Origin of the sequence: Devosia sp. 67-54 (assembly GCF_001899075.1) — a bacterium.
GTDB lineage: Bacteria > Pseudomonadota > Alphaproteobacteria > Rhizobiales > Devosiaceae > Devosia_A.
In genome coordinates, this window is the sequence record NZ_MKVA01000008.1 from 169,290 (window position 1) to 185,107 (window position 15,818).

Genomic DNA, 15,818 nt, shown 5'->3' on the forward strand with positions numbered 1-15,818 from the left:
ATTTGAGCTACTTCAGCTGCCGCGAGCGCGGGCGTGGCCAAAGTCGGGTCGCCACGAGACTGGGGAGACCGTGAGCACGGCGATCAACACCAGGCAGGGCCAGGCGACGAAGCGGACAACTTGCGCAGAGGGGACGGACGGGTGCCGTTCATTGCTTGCCTGAGAGACGGCTGGCAATCGCATTCATCTGGTCGATCTCGCGGCGCTGGCCGGCAGAAATCTCCGCGCAAAGAGACTTGAGCTCGCTATCATGGATCTGCGCTTCGCGGCACATCAGGATCGCGCCGGAGTGGTGAGGGATCATCGAAGCGATGAACTGCATGTCGCCCACGGGCGTCTGGGTGCGGATGCCGGCGAGGCTCGCGATGAATACGAAAACGAAGCCCGCATAGAGCGCGATATTGGCGCGGCGGTTGGAATACATGCCGCGCATGGTCAGCAGCATGATCACGCCCATCGGACAGAGCATCGTCAACGACATGTAGAGCATATTGATGTTGTTGCGGAAATCGCCCCAGCTATCGATCATCGTGAACATGAGGACATACATGGCAGCGAGACTGAGAACCAGATTTGCAGCCAGCCACAGATAGGGGTGGCCGTGCGACCGCTGGTGCGCTCCCTGCATCTGATTGTGTGTCATGACTTTCTCCAAGGTTTGTAGAGCTGTTTCTCGAGCACTTGCTATTCGTCATCGTCGTCCTGGGCATTGAGGTTGTGTTCCTCCCAGAGATCCTTCGGGATCGCCGCACCGGTCTTGAAGCTGTAGTCGGCAACTCCGCTCAAGTCGGGCAGCACCGTGCAGACGAAGCTGAGGGCGTACCAGTTTCGTCCGCTGCGATATGCGCCGCCGTTTACAGTCATCGTCAGGTTGGCAAGCGATGTCTCGGCAAACGCCGCGGCCGAGACGGTGTCGGGGTTCGAGCCGTTGATCGAGCGCCTGATCTGTTCGGTCGACTCGATGTTGCAGAGTTGCGTGATGCGCTCGTAGCGATCAAGCGTCGACAGCGTCAGGCGGACCTCTGTGCTCGCGGGTTCCTTGAGGAGAGCCGTCGCGAATAGTCTGGTGGCGTGCGTCATGGAAGGGACGGCCGGCGGCGGCACCGAAGGCGCTCGTTGCCGCAAAGTTTCTTCGGGCTTCGCGATCGAGGCTTCGGCTCGCGGGAGCTGCAGTGGCGCGGGTTGCACCGATGGGAAGGGCAACGCCGGGGACGGTTCCGTTACCCGCGCGTAGTCCGTTTCGCTCAGGACCTGCACATCGATCGGCTTGGGCGGCGGTAGGAGAATGGGACGTGCGGACCAGAGGTAGAGCAACGACATAAGGAGCGCGACATGCGCGACTGATGACGTCAAAAAACCGAACGACCGCTCGAGCCCACGCTCGGACGGATGCGGCAGGATATCGATAGCAAGCGAGGGCGCCATCGGTGCCAGGACGGACCACTGGCGTGGTCCGTCCGAAGCTGCCTGGCTACTTTGTCTGCTTCTTCAGCCAGTCGAGCATCTCGGCGATTTCCTTGGTCTGGGCATCAATGACGCTTTGCGCCATCTGCTTGACCCATGGATCGTCCCCATGGGCGAGTTCGGCCTTGGCCATGTCGATTGCGCCTTGATGGTGCGGGATCATCCCGCACACGAAAGCGACGTCGATGTCCTTGGCCATCATGCCCTCATCCATATGGGAGTTCATGTCGGCCATGCCCTTCATGAGGTCCTGATGGGCCTGATCCATGCTGGTCATGTCCATTCCCTTCATGTTGCCCATGTCCGGGTTGCCCATGGCGGTGGGCTTGCAGATGTCGGGCAGGTTGCGGCCTGCGTCGGTGGCATCGGCCGCAATGGAAGGACCCATGAAGGCGATAATCGAGGTCACCGCAAGAGCGGCGGTTGCAAGGTTGGTCGTCATTTGATTCTCGTGATCGTGAGGTTGAAATTGGACCCCCGCCGTGACGGGCGGGTTCAATGGCAACTTCAGACCATGGCCGGCGGTCGGAACGGCCGGATGATGATGGGCGCCGTCGGGACCATCATTGGACCGGCCATGGGCTCGGCTTTCGCCGTCGACAGAAAGGCCGGTGGGCTCGCCGGCGCAACTCCGAGCAGGCATTGACCCATAAGGCAGCAGGATGGTCCTCGAGAGTCGCAGTGGTGGGCGCAGTTGGCATCGTGAGCGTCTGCCACCGCCATCTGCATCGGCATTGCGGCTGTGACCATGAATGCCTTGTCAGCGGGCATAGGCTCCGTGCCCATGGCCACGGCGTGGGCCGACGCGCCAAGGGAAAAAAGGATCAGCAAAAGCAACACGCGAAATTGCGGTGCAAGACCGGCAGCCATGTCGGTCAAACATCTTTTGAAGCGTCGGGTTCCTTTAGCCGCAGTCCTTTTGGCCGTGGTAGTCGCTCCAGCAATCGTCATGGTCACCCAATGATCGGCCCCATACCAAATATGGACCTTCCCATCATGGGAAGGTCAAGGGCGGCTTCATCGGGAGTGGGATTTCCATGCACCCTTGCCGCATCTGCGACGTTCTCGGGTAGCTGCGCCGATGGATAGCTTGCTTTCCTGTTTGATCGTCTTCGGCGGCGCCGGCATCGGCGGGTCATTGCGCTATGGCGTCAACACATTGGTGCTGCGCGTTCTCGGACCCGACTATCCGGTTGGTACGCTGATCATCAACGTCACGGGCTGCTTGGTGATGGGCGGTTGCGGCCCGGCTCGGCCTACGAGGTGACGTGCCGCAGCCTTGGCGCATCTTTCCTCATGACCGGCGTTCTGGGCGGCTACACAACGTTCTCCGCTTTTTCGCTGGACCTGATGACACTATGGGAACGGGGAGAGCCCTGGCCAGCACTCGTCTACGGCCTGGCATCGGTCCTGGGCTCCGTCATTGCCGTCGGCGCTGGGCTCTTTCTTATCCGGAGCATAGCGGCATGACCCACAGCCCGCTCCGGCGCGCCAACGCCTACCGACGCAAAGTGCGCGCGAGGCTCATCGCGACGACTGTCAGGCAACCGGCAAGCAGCAGAGTTCCAACTAAGCCCTTTGGCACGCTCGTCCAAACCGACAGCACTCCGGTGATGGCGACCACCACCAAGATGGCGATGGCCAGGAACTCGTCGTCGACGAACAAGCCAAAGAGTTCACCGGCAACAAGGCGAATGAGTTGCATCAGGCAATGGCCCCCCGAAACTGCCGGATAAAGACAATGGCAGCAACACCGAAGACGAGATAGACCGCTACAAACGCAAGGATGACGAGATCGGCTCCTGGCCAATCGACGCCCAGGCCTTCTCCGGTCCAGAACGTGCCAAAAGCCGAGAGCAGAACCGCGACACCAAACTTCAGCGTGTTTTCGGGTACGCGCGCCAAAGGCTTATGGACCGTGACCGCAAGCAGCACCGTGAGAACGCCGGCGGCCAGTGCGCCGAGCGATGCCGGAACGACGAGGCCATGGTCGGTGCCGACTGCAATGACAATGAAGACGACCTCGAGGCCTTCAAGGACGACGGCCTTGAATGAAGTCAGGCCGGCAAGCCATTCGAGGCGCGCCCCCGGTCGCTGGCCGTCGGCCCGAAGCCGCGCCTCCTCGGCTGCGAACGCCTTGTCTTCATCGTGAAGTGCAATCACGCCGCCATAGCGCAGGATCGCCTTTCGGAGCCAGCGCAGACCAAACAGAAGCAGCAGCACACCGATGACCAACTGCAGGATGTGGAGGGGCACCAGTCGCAGCAAAGGCCCGAACAGGCCGACAAGGACGACCAGCACGGCGACGCCGGCACCGGCTCCCACCAACGCCGGCCGCCATCCCTTTATCGTGGAGGCTGCCAGGACGATGGTGAACGCCTCGACGAATTCAACCAGCGACGCAAGGAACGCCGCAACAACTGCGGGCCCGACGGTCGCCCACATCATCGCGGTTCTCCTCTGCCGGCCTGCCGCGTGCCACGTCGACTCCAGCCGCGGTCGAGTTTGCCCCTGAGGTCCCCGAAGTCGGAAAGCGCCCCGAGAGCTGATTGTCCCTGGCGTTCAGCCAAGCCGGCCACCATCGCATCGAGTAGCACCATGGTTGCCCCGTGCGTCGCGAGGTGTCCCGCTTTGCCACGAGGGACCGTAAGGATGGCATCGAGTGGACCGTCAATCAGGGGACCGAGACTATCGCTGATAAGAACGATTCTGACGCCGACCTGCCGTGCCCGCTCGAGCGTCACCCGCACTTCACGGTAGAGAGGCGCATAGGCAATGATCATCACTGCATCGCGCGGCCGCAGCGCGAGAAGCCGGTCGGCAAGCGCTATTCCGGTGGCGTTGAGCGAGGTCGATCGGAGCCCGATGCGATTGAACTGCAGCGCGGCGTAGTCCGCCAAGGCCCCGGAAGGCCCAACGCCAAAGACATGTCGCATTGGGGATTTCGTCAGCGTCGACAACGCATCGCTAAATGACTTCGCAAAGTCCGGATCGTCGAAGGCGTTGAGGCTGTCCTGATGTACGGCGAGGACGTGTTCCAGAACGCCACCCTTGGCGCCTTTGGCGGCCTTCAGCGTGCGCGCGAGGCGTTCGGCGGGCGGTGGCGTCATCAAGTCCTCGACGAACGCCGCACGCAGCTCGGCAAGGCTGCCATATCCCAGTGCCCGCGCGGTGCGCACGACCGTAGCGTCGCTGGTTCCCAATCGTTCGGCGATCTGCGCCGCAGAGCCAAGGATGGCGTCCTGCGGATGGCGGAGGAAATGCCTGGCCATCTTCTGCTCCGCAATGCGGAGCCCTGGCAGCGCAGCCTCAATGCGGGTCGTCAGCGCACTCATTCTCATCGCCATGTGTTGTAAATGCAACAATATATCATCTATGTAGCAATTGCTACACACAGATGATGCTTGGACACTGGAATGACTCGACGTGATCCGGCGGTTAAAACCGCATCAAGGCAAGGCGGAAGACTGCGTCTGCTCCGGCGCGTGGCTCTGGGGATTGCCGCTCTCCTCCTCCTCGCTGGAGTCATGGCGGGCGGGTGGGCGACCTTTATTCAGTACACGGGCAACTTCCATGCCGTGGAGCCTGGGAGCGTCTACCGCTCCAATACCCTTGGGTCCGCGCAGCTCGAAAAGGTTTTGGCGGATGAGCACATCAAGACCATCCTCAACCTTCGTGGCGGATCGGAAAGCGACGCGTGGTATGCAGCCGAGCGACAGACGGCCGCTGCCCACGGCGTAAAGTTCGTGGACGTGACGCTTTCTGCCTACGAAATCCCCGACAAGGCTTTGATGGGAGAGTTGATCAGCGCGCTCGAGACCCTTCCACGCCCGCTGTTGGTTCATTGCAATCACGGGGCAGACCGCACGGGGCTTGCGTCGGCCCTCTACGAATATCTGGTGGCTGGGAAGAGTGCCAACGAGTCCGGTCGGCAGCTATCGTTCTACTACGGCCACTTCCCGTGGTTTCCGAGCCGGACCGGGGCCATGGACATTGCCTTCTGGCAGGTCGTTCACGACAGGCCAATGCCACCGGCGAAGATCCTGTAACTCAGGCCGAGAGCGGGACCAGCGTCGCTCAAGCCAAGCCGGGGAAAAAGTCCGTCTTGATGCGCCAGGCTGGGACGCCGAGCTCACGCAGCGACTCGCGCGTCGCGCTCACCATTGGTTGCGGTCCCGAGACATAGAAGGTGCGATCGCGATAGTCCGGGATGCGCTCCTCAATCATGTCGGCGTCGATGAAACCGACTTTCATGTCCGACGTCGCGCCCGTGGCGTCGCGCACCGCATACCAGGTTGGGATGCCCAGTTCGTCGCGGGCTCGCTTCAGTACGTCGGCATAGGCGACTTCATCGAGGCGGTTGTTGCCGTAGAGCACTTTGATTGGCCGCGTTTCGCCGCGTTCGAGCAGTTCCTCAAGCATTGAGCGAAACGGCGTCATGCCGATCCCACCAGCGATGAAGGCGAGCTTGCGCCGCCGATTGCGCGGTAGCGTGAAGCTGCCTGCCAACTGCGATGCCACGATCTGGTCGCCGGGCTGCAACTGCGACAGCCCCCGCTTGAACGCGCTCCCCCGCGGAGAGAACTTCACGCCGAGCCGCACTGCGTCCTCGCTGGGCGACGATGCAATGGTAAAGTAGCGGCGGTTGCCGCGGCTGTCCGACCCCTGCAGCGGCAGCGTCCATTCGAGATACTGCCCGGCAGCAAACGCGAGTTTCCGGTCGGGCTGGAAGACGAAGTCGTAGACGCCCGCTGCAGCCTGCTCGATCCGCTCGAGCGTCAGGACAACGCGGCCCTGAGGGCTCACGATCACGGTCAACAGGTTGCCGACCAGCAGGGCGACCTCGGGCGTGAAGTAATAACGGGCGATGGCGACGTTGGGCGCGGCCAACCCACCGACCACTACACCGTAAATGAGGCGCCAGACTTTGCCTTGGGGTGCAGTCAGGGGTTCGGTCAGCATGACACAGGCGAAGAAGAAGAACGGGGAGTCGAAGAGGGCGAAGCGCATCGACTGCAGCGCGTCGGAGGGATTGCCGGTCAGCACAGTGACACCAAGGTTGGCAACCGCGAAGGCAAGCACCAGATCGAACCGCCGCAGCTTCCGCACGATCAGCAGCCCGCCGATGACGACAATTGGCATCAGCCAAATTTGCCCCGAGACCCACCAGGTCGCCGGATGGTCGAGCAGCAGCGCGGGGAGCGCCACGCCGAGTGCCGCCGGGTTGAAGACGTGCCGCCGACGCACCGAGAAGATAAACTTCGAGGCCATCGCCCAAGCGGACGCAAACACGATCGCCCCGGCCGCTGAGAGATCCCCGAGCGGCGCCGGGTCCATGATCAGCACGATAATCAGGCCGGTAATGTAGATACTCTCGACGTTGGGGATCGCGCCGAAGACACGAGCGAAAATCTGGTTGGCGATCCAGCCGCCGGTGATCACCAGCACCGTCGATAAAGCGAGCGCGATGGGATCGACGGCGATCAGGTGGAGCGTGCCGAGCACAGCAGCCACGAGCACAAGACCGACGAGATACCAAAGGACCAGCCGATACATGGTAACGCGGTCGATGAAGCGGTCGATGAGGGAAATCATGACGCGATGAACCTCTGGAAGCCGGAAGTCATCGTCGCCACATGGTTGCTGTCGATGGCGTAGCCCTCAAGCCCGGACGACGCCTCGATGAAAGCGATACCGTCCCTGCCCATGGCGAAGGCGGCTGTGGCGAAGCGGTCTGCCTCGTAGGCATCGGGGCCTACGATTGTCATGCCAGCAATGTCGCCGGACGCGGCGGTCGCTCTATGTGGATCATAGATGTGCTCGCCCCGGACATAGCTGCCGGACGTGGCGATGCCAGCATCGCCAGGCACCAGCACTTTGATGATTTCCTGCTCCGAGAACGGGCTGCGGATGCCGACGCGCCAGCACTGGCCCCGCTCGTTGTGGCCGCGGCACTGAATGTCGCCGCCCGCCTCGAGACAGTAGTTGCGAAAGCCGAGCCCTTCCACGAGCCGCGCCGCGTTGCGGATAGCCCAGCCCTTGACCAGACCGGACGGGTCAATCAGGCCATCGGGCCGTCGGATGTCGAAGTAGCCGGCCGTTTCGTGCCGCGTCAGCTCGGCAAGCCCCAGCACCTCGGTCATCTCGGCGCTCAGCCGCGCGCCGCGCAGCTCGCCGCGGTTCATCGCGGAGAGCTCGCTCGCTGGCTTGTACGGACTGAAGCGTTCGTCCACATTGTTGAAATACTGGAACGCCGCTTCAGCTGCGCGGCCGTCCACATCCTCAACTACGTCGACGGTGATCGGCATGCCCATGATCAGGCGGGTCTCACGCACCGGCGCCGCCAGCTTGCTGCAGCGCGTTGCCGAGCGAGCGCAGATAGGCCTCGCTGGTCAGCGTCGCACCGGACACCGTGTCGACATTAGCACTGTCGGCAGCAATCACTTCCTGCTTCAGCATCGGCAGCGCCTGGCTGTTGATGTAGCGCGAGGTACGGCGGTCGCTGGGGTACGACAGCACTTTGACTGCTGCGATCTGGTGATTGGCAACGGTCACCTGCACTTGAACCCGGCCGTAGTAGGCGTTTTCGCTCGTCCCGGTATAAGTGCCGTCGCGATATCCGCTCGAGCTTGCCGCTGCCGTGTCGACAGAGGCTGCAGTCTCTACTGCGGCGGGAGGTGGGGTTGGCCGCGGGCGTGGCAGCGGCGGGACTGGCCTCGACGTGATCTCGGCGATGATCGGCGCAGTGAGTTGCCGCTTAAGGGCGGGCGCGACCGCAACTGGCTTTGCGTCGGCGATCGTCGGGGCAAGCTGGCTGCTCGAGGGCTCGGACGACGCGGCCTGCAAAGACCCAGACGGTGCTCTCTGAGGGAGCGTAGTGAAGGCCGCAGGTGCCACACTTTGAGGGATTGGAGGCGGCGTATCTTGGTCGCCGAACGGCAAGACATGGTTTGCCGCGGCTACGTAGACACCAGAGGCGGCAATGAAGGCGATCGAAAACAGGGTCTTCTTCACGGGACGGGCCTTGCAGAATGATGCGTTGCCGGTAGTCAGCGCCCGTAAACTGACATGAACCTGACGCACCACATTAACGCCCGTAAGGTTGGTGTAAGTCTCGCCGCGTATGACGCAGCACCGCCATCTTTGAGTTATGATGCGAATATTGTTGGTTGAGGATGACGAAATGCTTGGAGGCGCGGTGCGCGATCACCTTGGCGCCAACGGGCACGCAACCGACTGGATGCTGTCGATTGCCGACGCGGCGCACGCACGTGCGACGACTTCATACGACCTGGTCCTGCTCGATCTTGGTCTCCCTGACGGAAGTGGTCTCGGATTCCTGCGAGCGCTAAGGCGCATGAATGAGGGGGTGCCGGTGATCATCCTCACGGCGATGGACCAGCTGACGACCCGCATCGATGGTCTCAACGCGGGAGCCGACGACTATCTCGTCAAGCCTTTCGATCTGGGAGAACTTTTGGCGCGCGTATCGGCCGTCTCACGGCGGTATACCGGCAACGCCAATCCCCTCATCAAGATCGGTCCACTGACGATCGATCAGGCACGCCGGACTGCTGCCGTCGACGGTCAAGGCCTCGATCTAACGGCACGCGAATGGGCGATCCTGGACAGACTTGCTCAGCATCCGGGTGTCGTGATTTCCAAGGCACAACTGGAAGATGCGCTGTTCGAATTCGGCGCCGAAGTCGAAAGCAATGCGGTAGAGGTTTATGTCAGCCGTCTGCGCAAAAAGCTGGGCCATCACCTGATCCACACATCGCGTGGCATGGGATATCGGCTGGCTGCTTCATGACCGCACCGAGCTTGACCCGGCGACTGATCTGGACGCTGACGCTGGCGGCGGTGATCCTGTGGCTGCTGTCGGCGCTGCTCGCCGCCAACACACTGCGCGCTCGCCTCAACGATGCGTTTGACGGCGGACTCAGGGAGACCGCCGAACGCATCCTGTCACTGGCCGTGGACAGCCTCCGGGACGAGTCGAACGAACTACACGTCGACGACCGGGGCCATGAAGTTCCACTGCTCGACGACGGTGGCGCTGAGTACATTGTCTATCAGGTGCGCGTGGCCGATGGCCATGTTCTGCTGCGCTCCCACGACGCACCAGAAACAGCCTTCGAAGTTCCCCTCAAAGGCGGGTTTGCCGACGCTGGAGCTTGGCGTGTCTACACCGTAGGGGACCCGAGCGGTCAGGCGTTCACGCAGGTTGCGGAAAGCAATGCCCATCGCGCTGACTCTCTTTGGAGCAGTGTTCTCGCACTACTGTGGCCGATCGGTCTCTTGGTTCCGCTATCAGCGCTAGGGATCTACACAGCCGTGCGAACGGGGCTTCGCCCAGTACGAACGTTCAGTGCGCGAGTTGCGGAGCAGCACGCCACCAGTCTCGCCCCGGTCGCCGCTGATGAGCTGCCCCGGGAGTTGCAACCAATCGCAGGTGCGGTGAATGACTTGATCAGCCGCGTAAGCATGGCGCTCGAGGCTGAGCGGGCATTCGCGTCTAACAGCGCCCATGAACTTAGAACCCCGATCGCCGGCAGTCTGGCGCAAACGCAACGGCTAGTCGCAGAACTGGGCGACGGCCCTACGAAAGAGCGCGCCCTTCAGATCGAGGCCTCGCTGATGCGCCTCAAGCATCTGTCGGAAAAACTCCTGCAGCTCGCACGCGCAGAGGCAGGTCTCGGCGCATCGGCCGGGGCCGTCAATCTGTTGCCAGCACTTGACGTCGTTGTAGACGATTTCAGGCGAACGCTGCGCTCCGAGGGAACCCTGCACTACGAGGTCTCCCCGGATGCCAACCTGTTCGCCACGATGGATGTTGACGCCTTCGGCATTGCGATCCGCAATTTGCTTGAGAACGCCCATCGCTACGGAGATCTCAGCCAGCCGATCACTGTCAGGGCAGGGGCGGGCTCGGTGGAAATCAGTAACGGCGGAGCATCCGTCCCGGCGGATCGACTGTCTCGTCTCACGGATCGGTTCGTGCGCGCCAGTGATCGTGGACAGGGCGCCGGACTTGGGCTCGCTATTGTCGTGAGCCTCGTCCAGCAGGCTGGAGGGCATTTGGAGCTAATTTCGCCGGTACAGGGCTCGGACAAAGGCTTCATGGTACGCATCGTCCTTCCGACCTCCTAGCGAGTTTGCATGACTACGGACAATCCTAGCGTTCATCCGAAACCCACTACGTGCATCTGTTGGCTAGAGGCGAGCGGCGGCCCGAGCATATCCGGCGGGGCTCCGCTCCGTCCGCGCTCGGCCTCCCGACCAGCCAAACGGGCCAATCACAGGAGCGAACACAGCCAAATCGCCGACTAAATCAACGATATCGGCCAGGAGCTGCCGTCAGCGGTCATCGTCGCTCGTTGGGGCGCCCCCTCAGTCCACATCGAGCCTGCAACGTGTCGTCATCCAGCCCACATTGCTCTGAAGCTCACCGGGCGCACCACAAACCTCGCAACATGACCGGACACACATGTTCGGCTGCCTCGATCGCCTGCTGGGCAAGGTCGGGAAGGTCGCCGGTCCAGTAGAGGCGCAGGCTGGCAAACTTCTCGTTGATCTGGACCGGCTGCCAGTCGGGCTGCGGCGCGATTTCCGTCAGCCAGCAGAAGAGCGCATCGAGCAGATCGGTCCAGCCGTGGAAGCACTCGAATCCAACGGTGGCGTGCATATGTCGCGAGTGAAGCGCCAGCAGATCGTCGTGGGTCGGCCGCACCAGCATGCGCGTCGTCGGGTTGAAGCGGCGCCGGCGGATGCGCTGCACATTTATGACGTCATCGCGATAGAACTGCATGATGGCGTGGTCGGCCTGCACCTCGGAAAGTTCCGTCTCTTAGTAGGTGAGGAGCTTCTGGTGCTGCTTCTCGCGGGTAAGCGCCAGGGGCTCGATTATCTCCCCGATGAGGCCGGGCAAGTCGCGCTTCGCGTTCGCCGTGTGCTTGCGCTTGATGGCGATGTCGGCGACGAACGCGAGGTTGTCGCAAACGAACACGCGAGAGCCGAAGCCTATCGAGATGGGAAGCGCTTGTCGTGGCTGTTCCGCAGCCCCACGGTGGCGGTATGACCAGTGTATTTGCTCTTGAGGGTGAGTACCCCGAAGAAGCGCATGCCGTCGGGCGTAACGCCGAAATGCTGCTCGACAATCTCGTGGCCGAAGTAGGCCAAGCTGTGGGCAACCAAGTCAACGACGCGGTGGTGGCAATCGGGACATGCGTCTCGGTCGCCTCGAAGGAGACCGACCAGTTGAATGCCGGCGATCTCCTGAACGCTGCCAAGTCCCTAGAGCGAGCCGAAGACTTCGTAGCAAGCCAATGACAAGGGGCGCCCTCTTCCTTTAGAAAAGCCGCCCGATGGCGACAAACCACGAAGCCCAGGGCACAGGAAGTGCCAAGGCGAGGCGGTAGTTCGTACCGTCCGGCTTGCTGGCTTCGAACAAGAGGAAGCTGGTCATGACCAGTTCTCCTTATTCTCGCGCGGGGTCCCTTGGGGTAGCCAAAACTCGCGACGCTAGACCAGCGTTTGCGGGATTTTTCCGGTAAGCCATCAGGAGTGATCCCGCGAAGACGCTTTGACTATCTCGTTTCGAGCGCATCTTTGCGTCGCGCGGATGATACATGTCGCTGGCAGGGTCAAAGTTCAAGTCCCCTAGAGTTCAGAAACGCCAGAATTAGGAAAACTGGGAGAGACGTCGTGGTGGCGAAGTCAGCGCGGCGCACCGGCTCGTTGTTGAGGTCAACTTCAAGGGCGAATAGAGCTTGCCGCCAGACGGATACTGAAGGCCGAATAGCGCGTCCAGCGTAAGGGGCTCATCGTAGCTTTTGATGCCGTGGCGGATGCAGAGATATGATAGTATTGGTGAGCGACGACATTTTTGCGCGCGATGTTTGACCCCATGGCGGGCGCAAGCCGTTCGGGCGCCAATAAAAAAGGTGTACTCCTTCGCTTTTGACTGACCAATGCTTCTGCCATTCCGCACTACGTGGGGCCTGTTGATCTGGTTACGGGTTGTCCCGGTTGTTTGGAGCTCGATTAGCGAGCACGGGCGCCTACGGCCCATTGTGCTTTCATTCTCGGCCTCCTAACTGCGTACCGCGCAGGCACGGCGATGCCCAACGACCTCCATCTCGATATCCCATGGACTCTGTTTCGATCGCCCCTTCAACCTGGACGACCGAGACCCATCTGCGTGGTCATGTACAACTCGCGCATGATCCATGACCCGCTCACCTGACAAGACTTCTATCTTCACCACCGAGGCCCCGTTCTACTGGGCGGCGGGCCTTCCGGCCATCCCGCTCATGTACCAGGAGAAGCGGCCGGCTATCCAACGCTGGCAGATGTATGCCGACACCTTCCCGACCCAGGAAGAGCGCGACGTGTGGCTGAATACCTTCCCCGACAACAACATCGGACTACCACTGGGGCCGACCGCCGGCCTGGTGGCGATCGATATCGATACCGACGACCCCAAGGTGTTGCGTGTCCTCGACGACCTGCTGCCGCCCACGCCCTGGACGCGTGTCGGCAAGAAGGGAATGGTCCGCATCTACCGCTACAATGGTGAGCGGACGACCCGCATCAAGACGGTCGACAACCAGATGGTCTGCGAAGTCCTGTCCAAGGGGACGCAGATCGTGCTGCCGCCCTCGATCCACCCCGACACCCGGCGGCCGTACACCGCCAACTGCAACCTCTATGACGTTGCAAAGGCCTGTCCGACCCTGCCCTTCGGCATCGAGGACCTGATCCGTGGTGCCCTAAAAGGTGCTGGAATGGAGGTAGACACCGGTGGCGGTCAGACCAAGATCACGTCCTTCGTCCCTGCCGGTGCACGCGACAACACCATGGTGTCCCACGCGGGCCTCCTTGCCAGGGCGGTCGTTCGTGGTGAGAGGACGTTGCTTGAGGCGCTTGGCGAGATGGCTCATTGGGTCGAATCATACGTCGAACAGGTCATTGGCGATCCACTCCCGGTTGAAAAGGCCCAGAAAAAGGTCGTCGAGTTCCTGGTCCGCGACGTTACTGGCGAACGGCCTAGAGCTCTTCCCGTGGGATGGGACCGGGGTTTGTCGTCAGAGGACAAGGAACGGCTCGGGCTAGCGCTAACGCCGGATGATGAAAAGTGGGACGCTGATCGTTTGCTCAACTGGTTAGCGGCCGAGTTTCAGCAACATGCAGCCGGCTCGAGGGACTGGACTAGGCAAGTTCACATTGCCCTGCAACGGATGGCGCGCGCTAACGAGACAGTCAGCGCAGTGGATGAGGAACATATACTCCGCTTTATCGCTGGGCAGTCGGCCTCCACCGTGACGTTGCGGGCTCTGAAGCAGGACCTTGCGAGGCTCCGACGTGGCTCAGTCTCCGGCGAGAACCAGCAAGAGATCGCTAAGGCTGCTGCGGAGCAGATTGAACAATTCGGCGAGCTCAAGTTCGCAGCAGGCAACTTCTGGCAATGGGGAGGCGCATTCTGGCAGAAGAAGAGCCGCACCGACCTCTTGAAGGTCATTCAGGAGGACTTTGGCTTCTACGAAACATCCAAACGCGCGTCCGACTACAACGGCGTATTGAAGGTGATCGAAACGAATGTGGCTAGCGAGCTCGCCAGTGTTGACGTTCGCGGCCTAAATTTCGCCAACGGGTTCCTCACCGAGGATATGGACCTAGTCGATCACAGCCCTGACCACGGGATGACTTATGTGTTGCCCTACCGCTATCTTCCCGACGCAGCAGGAAACATGCCCAACTTCGCCAAGTATCTCCAGGACAGTTGGGGGGACGATTCTGACTGCACAGAGAAGGTCGCGGCGTTGCAGGAGGCAATGGGAGCGACCTTGTTCTCGCACGGTCCGACGTATCAGCGCGCAATCCTGCTCTACGGTGCGCCTGGCTCCGGCAAGTCGGTGCTTATGTCTATCATGCGCAACCTGCTGCCTAACGGGAGCGTGTCGTCCGTGTCTCCGAATGATTGGAGCGACAAGTTTCTGCCGGCGGAGATGTACGGCAAGGTATTGAACGTGGCGGGAGAGTTGTCGGAGAGTCGCCCCATCCCCGGTGATATCTTCAAGCAGGTCGTAGTTGGTGAGTCGATCCAGACCCAGCGAAAGAACCAACAGCCGTTCGAGTTTGCTCCTCGCTGCGCGCAATGGTTTTCCTCCAATCACCCCCCGAGAACCCGGGACCCTAGCGGTGGCTTCAATCGAAGGTGGTTGATCCTTGAATGGACACGGCGAGTGCCGGACGAAAAGAAGATAGTCGATCTGGACAGCATCATCGTTGCCAGTGAGCGCGAGGCAATCGTAGCTTGGGCCGTCGACGGCTTTGTTCGACTACGGAAGCAAGGACGCTACACGCTGCCGGGGTCCCACTCACATATCAGTGACATTATGGCCGCTCAGAACAATTCTGTTCGGTATTTCCTCATGGAGTGCAATGGCATTCTCGTCGGACCACAAGCGGCGGGTGGAAGTCTTAGCTTCTCTGAGCTGTTCGGAATATGGTCGACATTCCGTCTCGGTAAAGGAGTGAGACCCGTGCGCGCGGATCGTTTCCTCATGCTGCTGCGGGAGGCTCAGGAAGAGTTCGGAATGACCGTCGAGTCGGGAACTCGCCCCGGGGGTACAATGATCCACGGCGTAAGGGCCGTCGTTCCGCCGGTTGGACGCTGACACATGGCCACCTAAGACTCCCTCGCAGTATCCCCCACCAGGGGAAAAATTCATCCAATAGACTAATCCCACCTCAGCAGAGAGAGGGGGGCCCCGGGGAGCTTGTCCCTCCAGTTGTCCGAAAGTGATAGCGATGCCTCTTAGCGATCCCCAGTGGCGGGTAGCCCAACAAGTTCGGCTTCTAATGGTTGAGCGACGGCTAAGTCGAATGTCCGCAATCCAAGTGCTACTTAAGGACCCCAGGTGGCTGGCGACGATCAATGCCGCACGCTCGCGAAAGTCAAAACACGTTGGCGCGAAGCCAACCACCCTTGAATCATGGTGCGACGAGGCAGGTGTAACCGTGTCGGTGTTTCGCGACGCCCTAGTCGGAGAGTTGAGGCGGCGTGGTGGTAACCTGGCTGCTGCCAAGGCCATACTGGAAGACAATGAGTGGCGCGAGTGGGTTCTCGCAGCCCGTGCTCGAACAAGCGGATCAGGCCCGGTTCCACGAACTCTAATGCGTTGGCTTGCCAAAGCGGGGACAGGGTGACGTTGCTGTGATCGATCCTTAGCCGATTTCCTTGAACCGATCCGGGAGGGAAAAGCCGTACGACGGCGCGTCGAGCCTAAAGCTGTCTACCCCTTTGCCAACGTCTGGCAGGCAGCAGGCCGCATCGCCCGTCCCAGCCA

General features: G+C 61.3%; 16 protein-coding genes and 1 pseudogene. 7 read left to right on the forward strand and 10 right to left on the reverse strand.

Annotated features, from left to right (window positions below; all coding sequences use genetic code 11):
• Positions 1 to 148 precede the first annotated feature (148 nt).
• The 3 genes from BGO82_RS14010 to BGO82_RS14020 are packed head-to-tail and all read right to left on the reverse strand — an operon-like array spanning position 149 to position 1,906.
• The gene (locus tag BGO82_RS14010; RefSeq protein WP_291306486.1) at positions 149 to 628 is read right to left on the reverse strand and encodes a DUF305 domain-containing protein; all 480 of its coding nucleotides are present in this window, start codon (positions 626 to 628) and stop codon (positions 149 to 151) included.
• A gap of 56 nt (positions 629 to 684) precedes the next feature.
• Positions 685 to 1,425, reverse strand: coding sequence for a DUF930 domain-containing protein (locus BGO82_RS14015; RefSeq protein ID WP_291306226.1), 741 nt, complete (start codon positions 1,423 to 1,425; stop codon positions 685 to 687).
• A 46-nt stretch (positions 1,426 to 1,471) separates the two neighbouring features.
• Entirely contained in the window at positions 1,472 to 1,906 is a 435-nt protein-coding gene (locus BGO82_RS14020; protein WP_291306227.1) for a DUF305 domain-containing protein, read from the reverse strand.
• A gap of 648 nt (positions 1,907 to 2,554) precedes the next feature.
• Here BGO82_RS14020 and crcB point away from each other — a divergent pair.
• Positions 2,555 to 2,934: pseudogene (gene crcB / locus BGO82_RS21065) on the forward strand (fluoride efflux transporter CrcB).
• Between the two features lie 28 nt (positions 2,935 to 2,962).
• Here crcB and BGO82_RS14035 read toward each other — a convergent pair.
• The 3 genes from BGO82_RS14035 to BGO82_RS14045 are packed head-to-tail and all read right to left on the reverse strand — an operon-like array spanning position 2,963 to position 4,799.
• The gene (locus tag BGO82_RS14035; RefSeq protein ID WP_291306230.1) at positions 2,963 to 3,169 is read right to left on the reverse strand and encodes a hypothetical protein; all 207 of its coding nucleotides are present in this window, start codon (positions 3,167 to 3,169) and stop codon (positions 2,963 to 2,965) included.
• Positions 3,169 to 3,912, reverse strand: a complete 744-nt coding sequence (locus tag BGO82_RS14040; protein WP_291306231.1) for a TMEM165/GDT1 family protein — start codon at positions 3,910 to 3,912, stop codon at positions 3,169 to 3,171. Before BGO82_RS14040 ends, BGO82_RS14035 begins: the two co-directional genes overlap by 1 nt.
• Positions 3,909 to 4,799, reverse strand: a complete 891-nt coding sequence (locus BGO82_RS14045; protein ID WP_291306232.1) for a MurR/RpiR family transcriptional regulator — start codon at positions 4,797 to 4,799, stop codon at positions 3,909 to 3,911. Before BGO82_RS14045 ends, BGO82_RS14040 begins: the two co-directional genes overlap by 4 nt.
• An 81-nt stretch (positions 4,800 to 4,880) precedes the next feature.
• Here BGO82_RS14045 and BGO82_RS14050 point away from each other — a divergent pair, with 81 nt between their 5' ends.
• Positions 4,881 to 5,513 carry a tyrosine-protein phosphatase gene (locus BGO82_RS14050; protein WP_291306233.1) on the forward strand — a complete coding sequence of 211 codons (633 nt, stop codon included), beginning with the start codon at positions 4,881 to 4,883 and terminating at the stop codon, positions 5,511 to 5,513.
• A gap of 28 nt (positions 5,514 to 5,541) precedes the next feature.
• On the opposite strand, the gene BGO82_RS14055 is transcribed toward BGO82_RS14050, so the two are convergent.
• The 3 genes from BGO82_RS14055 to BGO82_RS14065 are packed head-to-tail and all read right to left on the reverse strand — an operon-like array spanning position 5,542 to position 8,478.
• Positions 5,542 to 7,059, reverse strand: a complete 1,518-nt coding sequence (locus BGO82_RS14055) for a hypothetical protein (protein WP_291306234.1) — start codon at positions 7,057 to 7,059, stop codon at positions 5,542 to 5,544.
• On the reverse strand, positions 7,056 to 7,799 hold the full coding sequence (locus tag BGO82_RS14060; RefSeq protein ID WP_291306235.1) for an FAD:protein FMN transferase: 744 nt from the start codon (positions 7,797 to 7,799) through the stop codon (positions 7,056 to 7,058). The genes BGO82_RS14055 and BGO82_RS14060 overlap by 4 nt, the downstream gene beginning before the upstream one ends.
• A complete protein-coding gene (locus tag BGO82_RS14065) occupies positions 7,792 to 8,478 on the reverse strand; it encodes an FMN-binding protein (protein ID WP_291306236.1) in 687 nt (228 codons plus the stop codon). The genes BGO82_RS14060 and BGO82_RS14065 overlap by 8 nt, the downstream gene beginning before the upstream one ends.
• 139 nt (positions 8,479 to 8,617) lie before the next feature.
• On the opposite strand from BGO82_RS14065, the gene BGO82_RS14070 reads away from it, so the two are divergent.
• Together BGO82_RS14070 and BGO82_RS14075 are read left to right on the forward strand one after the other, a co-directional pair.
• Positions 8,618 to 9,277 (forward strand): response regulator transcription factor, encoded by a 660-nt coding sequence (locus tag BGO82_RS14070; RefSeq protein WP_291306237.1) that lies wholly within the window; start codon positions 8,618 to 8,620, stop codon positions 9,275 to 9,277.
• The gene (locus BGO82_RS14075) at positions 9,274 to 10,617 is read left to right on the forward strand and encodes an ATP-binding protein (RefSeq protein ID WP_291306238.1); all 1,344 of its coding nucleotides are present in this window, start codon (positions 9,274 to 9,276) and stop codon (positions 10,615 to 10,617) included. Before BGO82_RS14070 ends, BGO82_RS14075 begins: the two co-directional genes overlap by 4 nt.
• A 295-nt stretch (positions 10,618 to 10,912) precedes the next feature.
• On the opposite strand, the gene BGO82_RS14080 is transcribed toward BGO82_RS14075, so the two are convergent.
• Positions 10,913 to 11,296 (reverse strand): hypothetical protein, encoded by a 384-nt coding sequence (locus BGO82_RS14080; RefSeq protein WP_291306239.1) that lies wholly within the window; start codon positions 11,294 to 11,296, stop codon positions 10,913 to 10,915.
• 39 nt (positions 11,297 to 11,335) lie between these two features.
• On the opposite strand from BGO82_RS14080, the gene BGO82_RS14085 reads away from it, so the two are divergent.
• The 3 genes from BGO82_RS14085 (at position 11,336) to BGO82_RS14095 (ending at position 15,146) form a co-directional block, all read left to right on the forward strand.
• Positions 11,336 to 11,545, forward strand: a complete 210-nt coding sequence (locus BGO82_RS14085; RefSeq protein WP_291306240.1) for a hypothetical protein — start codon at positions 11,336 to 11,338, stop codon at positions 11,543 to 11,545.
• Positions 11,542 to 11,796 (forward strand): hypothetical protein, encoded by a 255-nt coding sequence (locus tag BGO82_RS14090; protein ID WP_291306241.1) that lies wholly within the window; start codon positions 11,542 to 11,544, stop codon positions 11,794 to 11,796. Before BGO82_RS14085 ends, BGO82_RS14090 begins: the two co-directional genes overlap by 4 nt.
• 899 nt (positions 11,797 to 12,695) lie before the next feature.
• Complete coding sequence (locus BGO82_RS14095; protein ID WP_291306242.1) at positions 12,696 to 15,146, forward strand: phage/plasmid primase, P4 family; 2,451 nt, start codon at positions 12,696 to 12,698, stop codon at positions 15,144 to 15,146.
• The last annotated feature ends 672 nt before the right edge of the window (positions 15,147 to 15,818 follow it).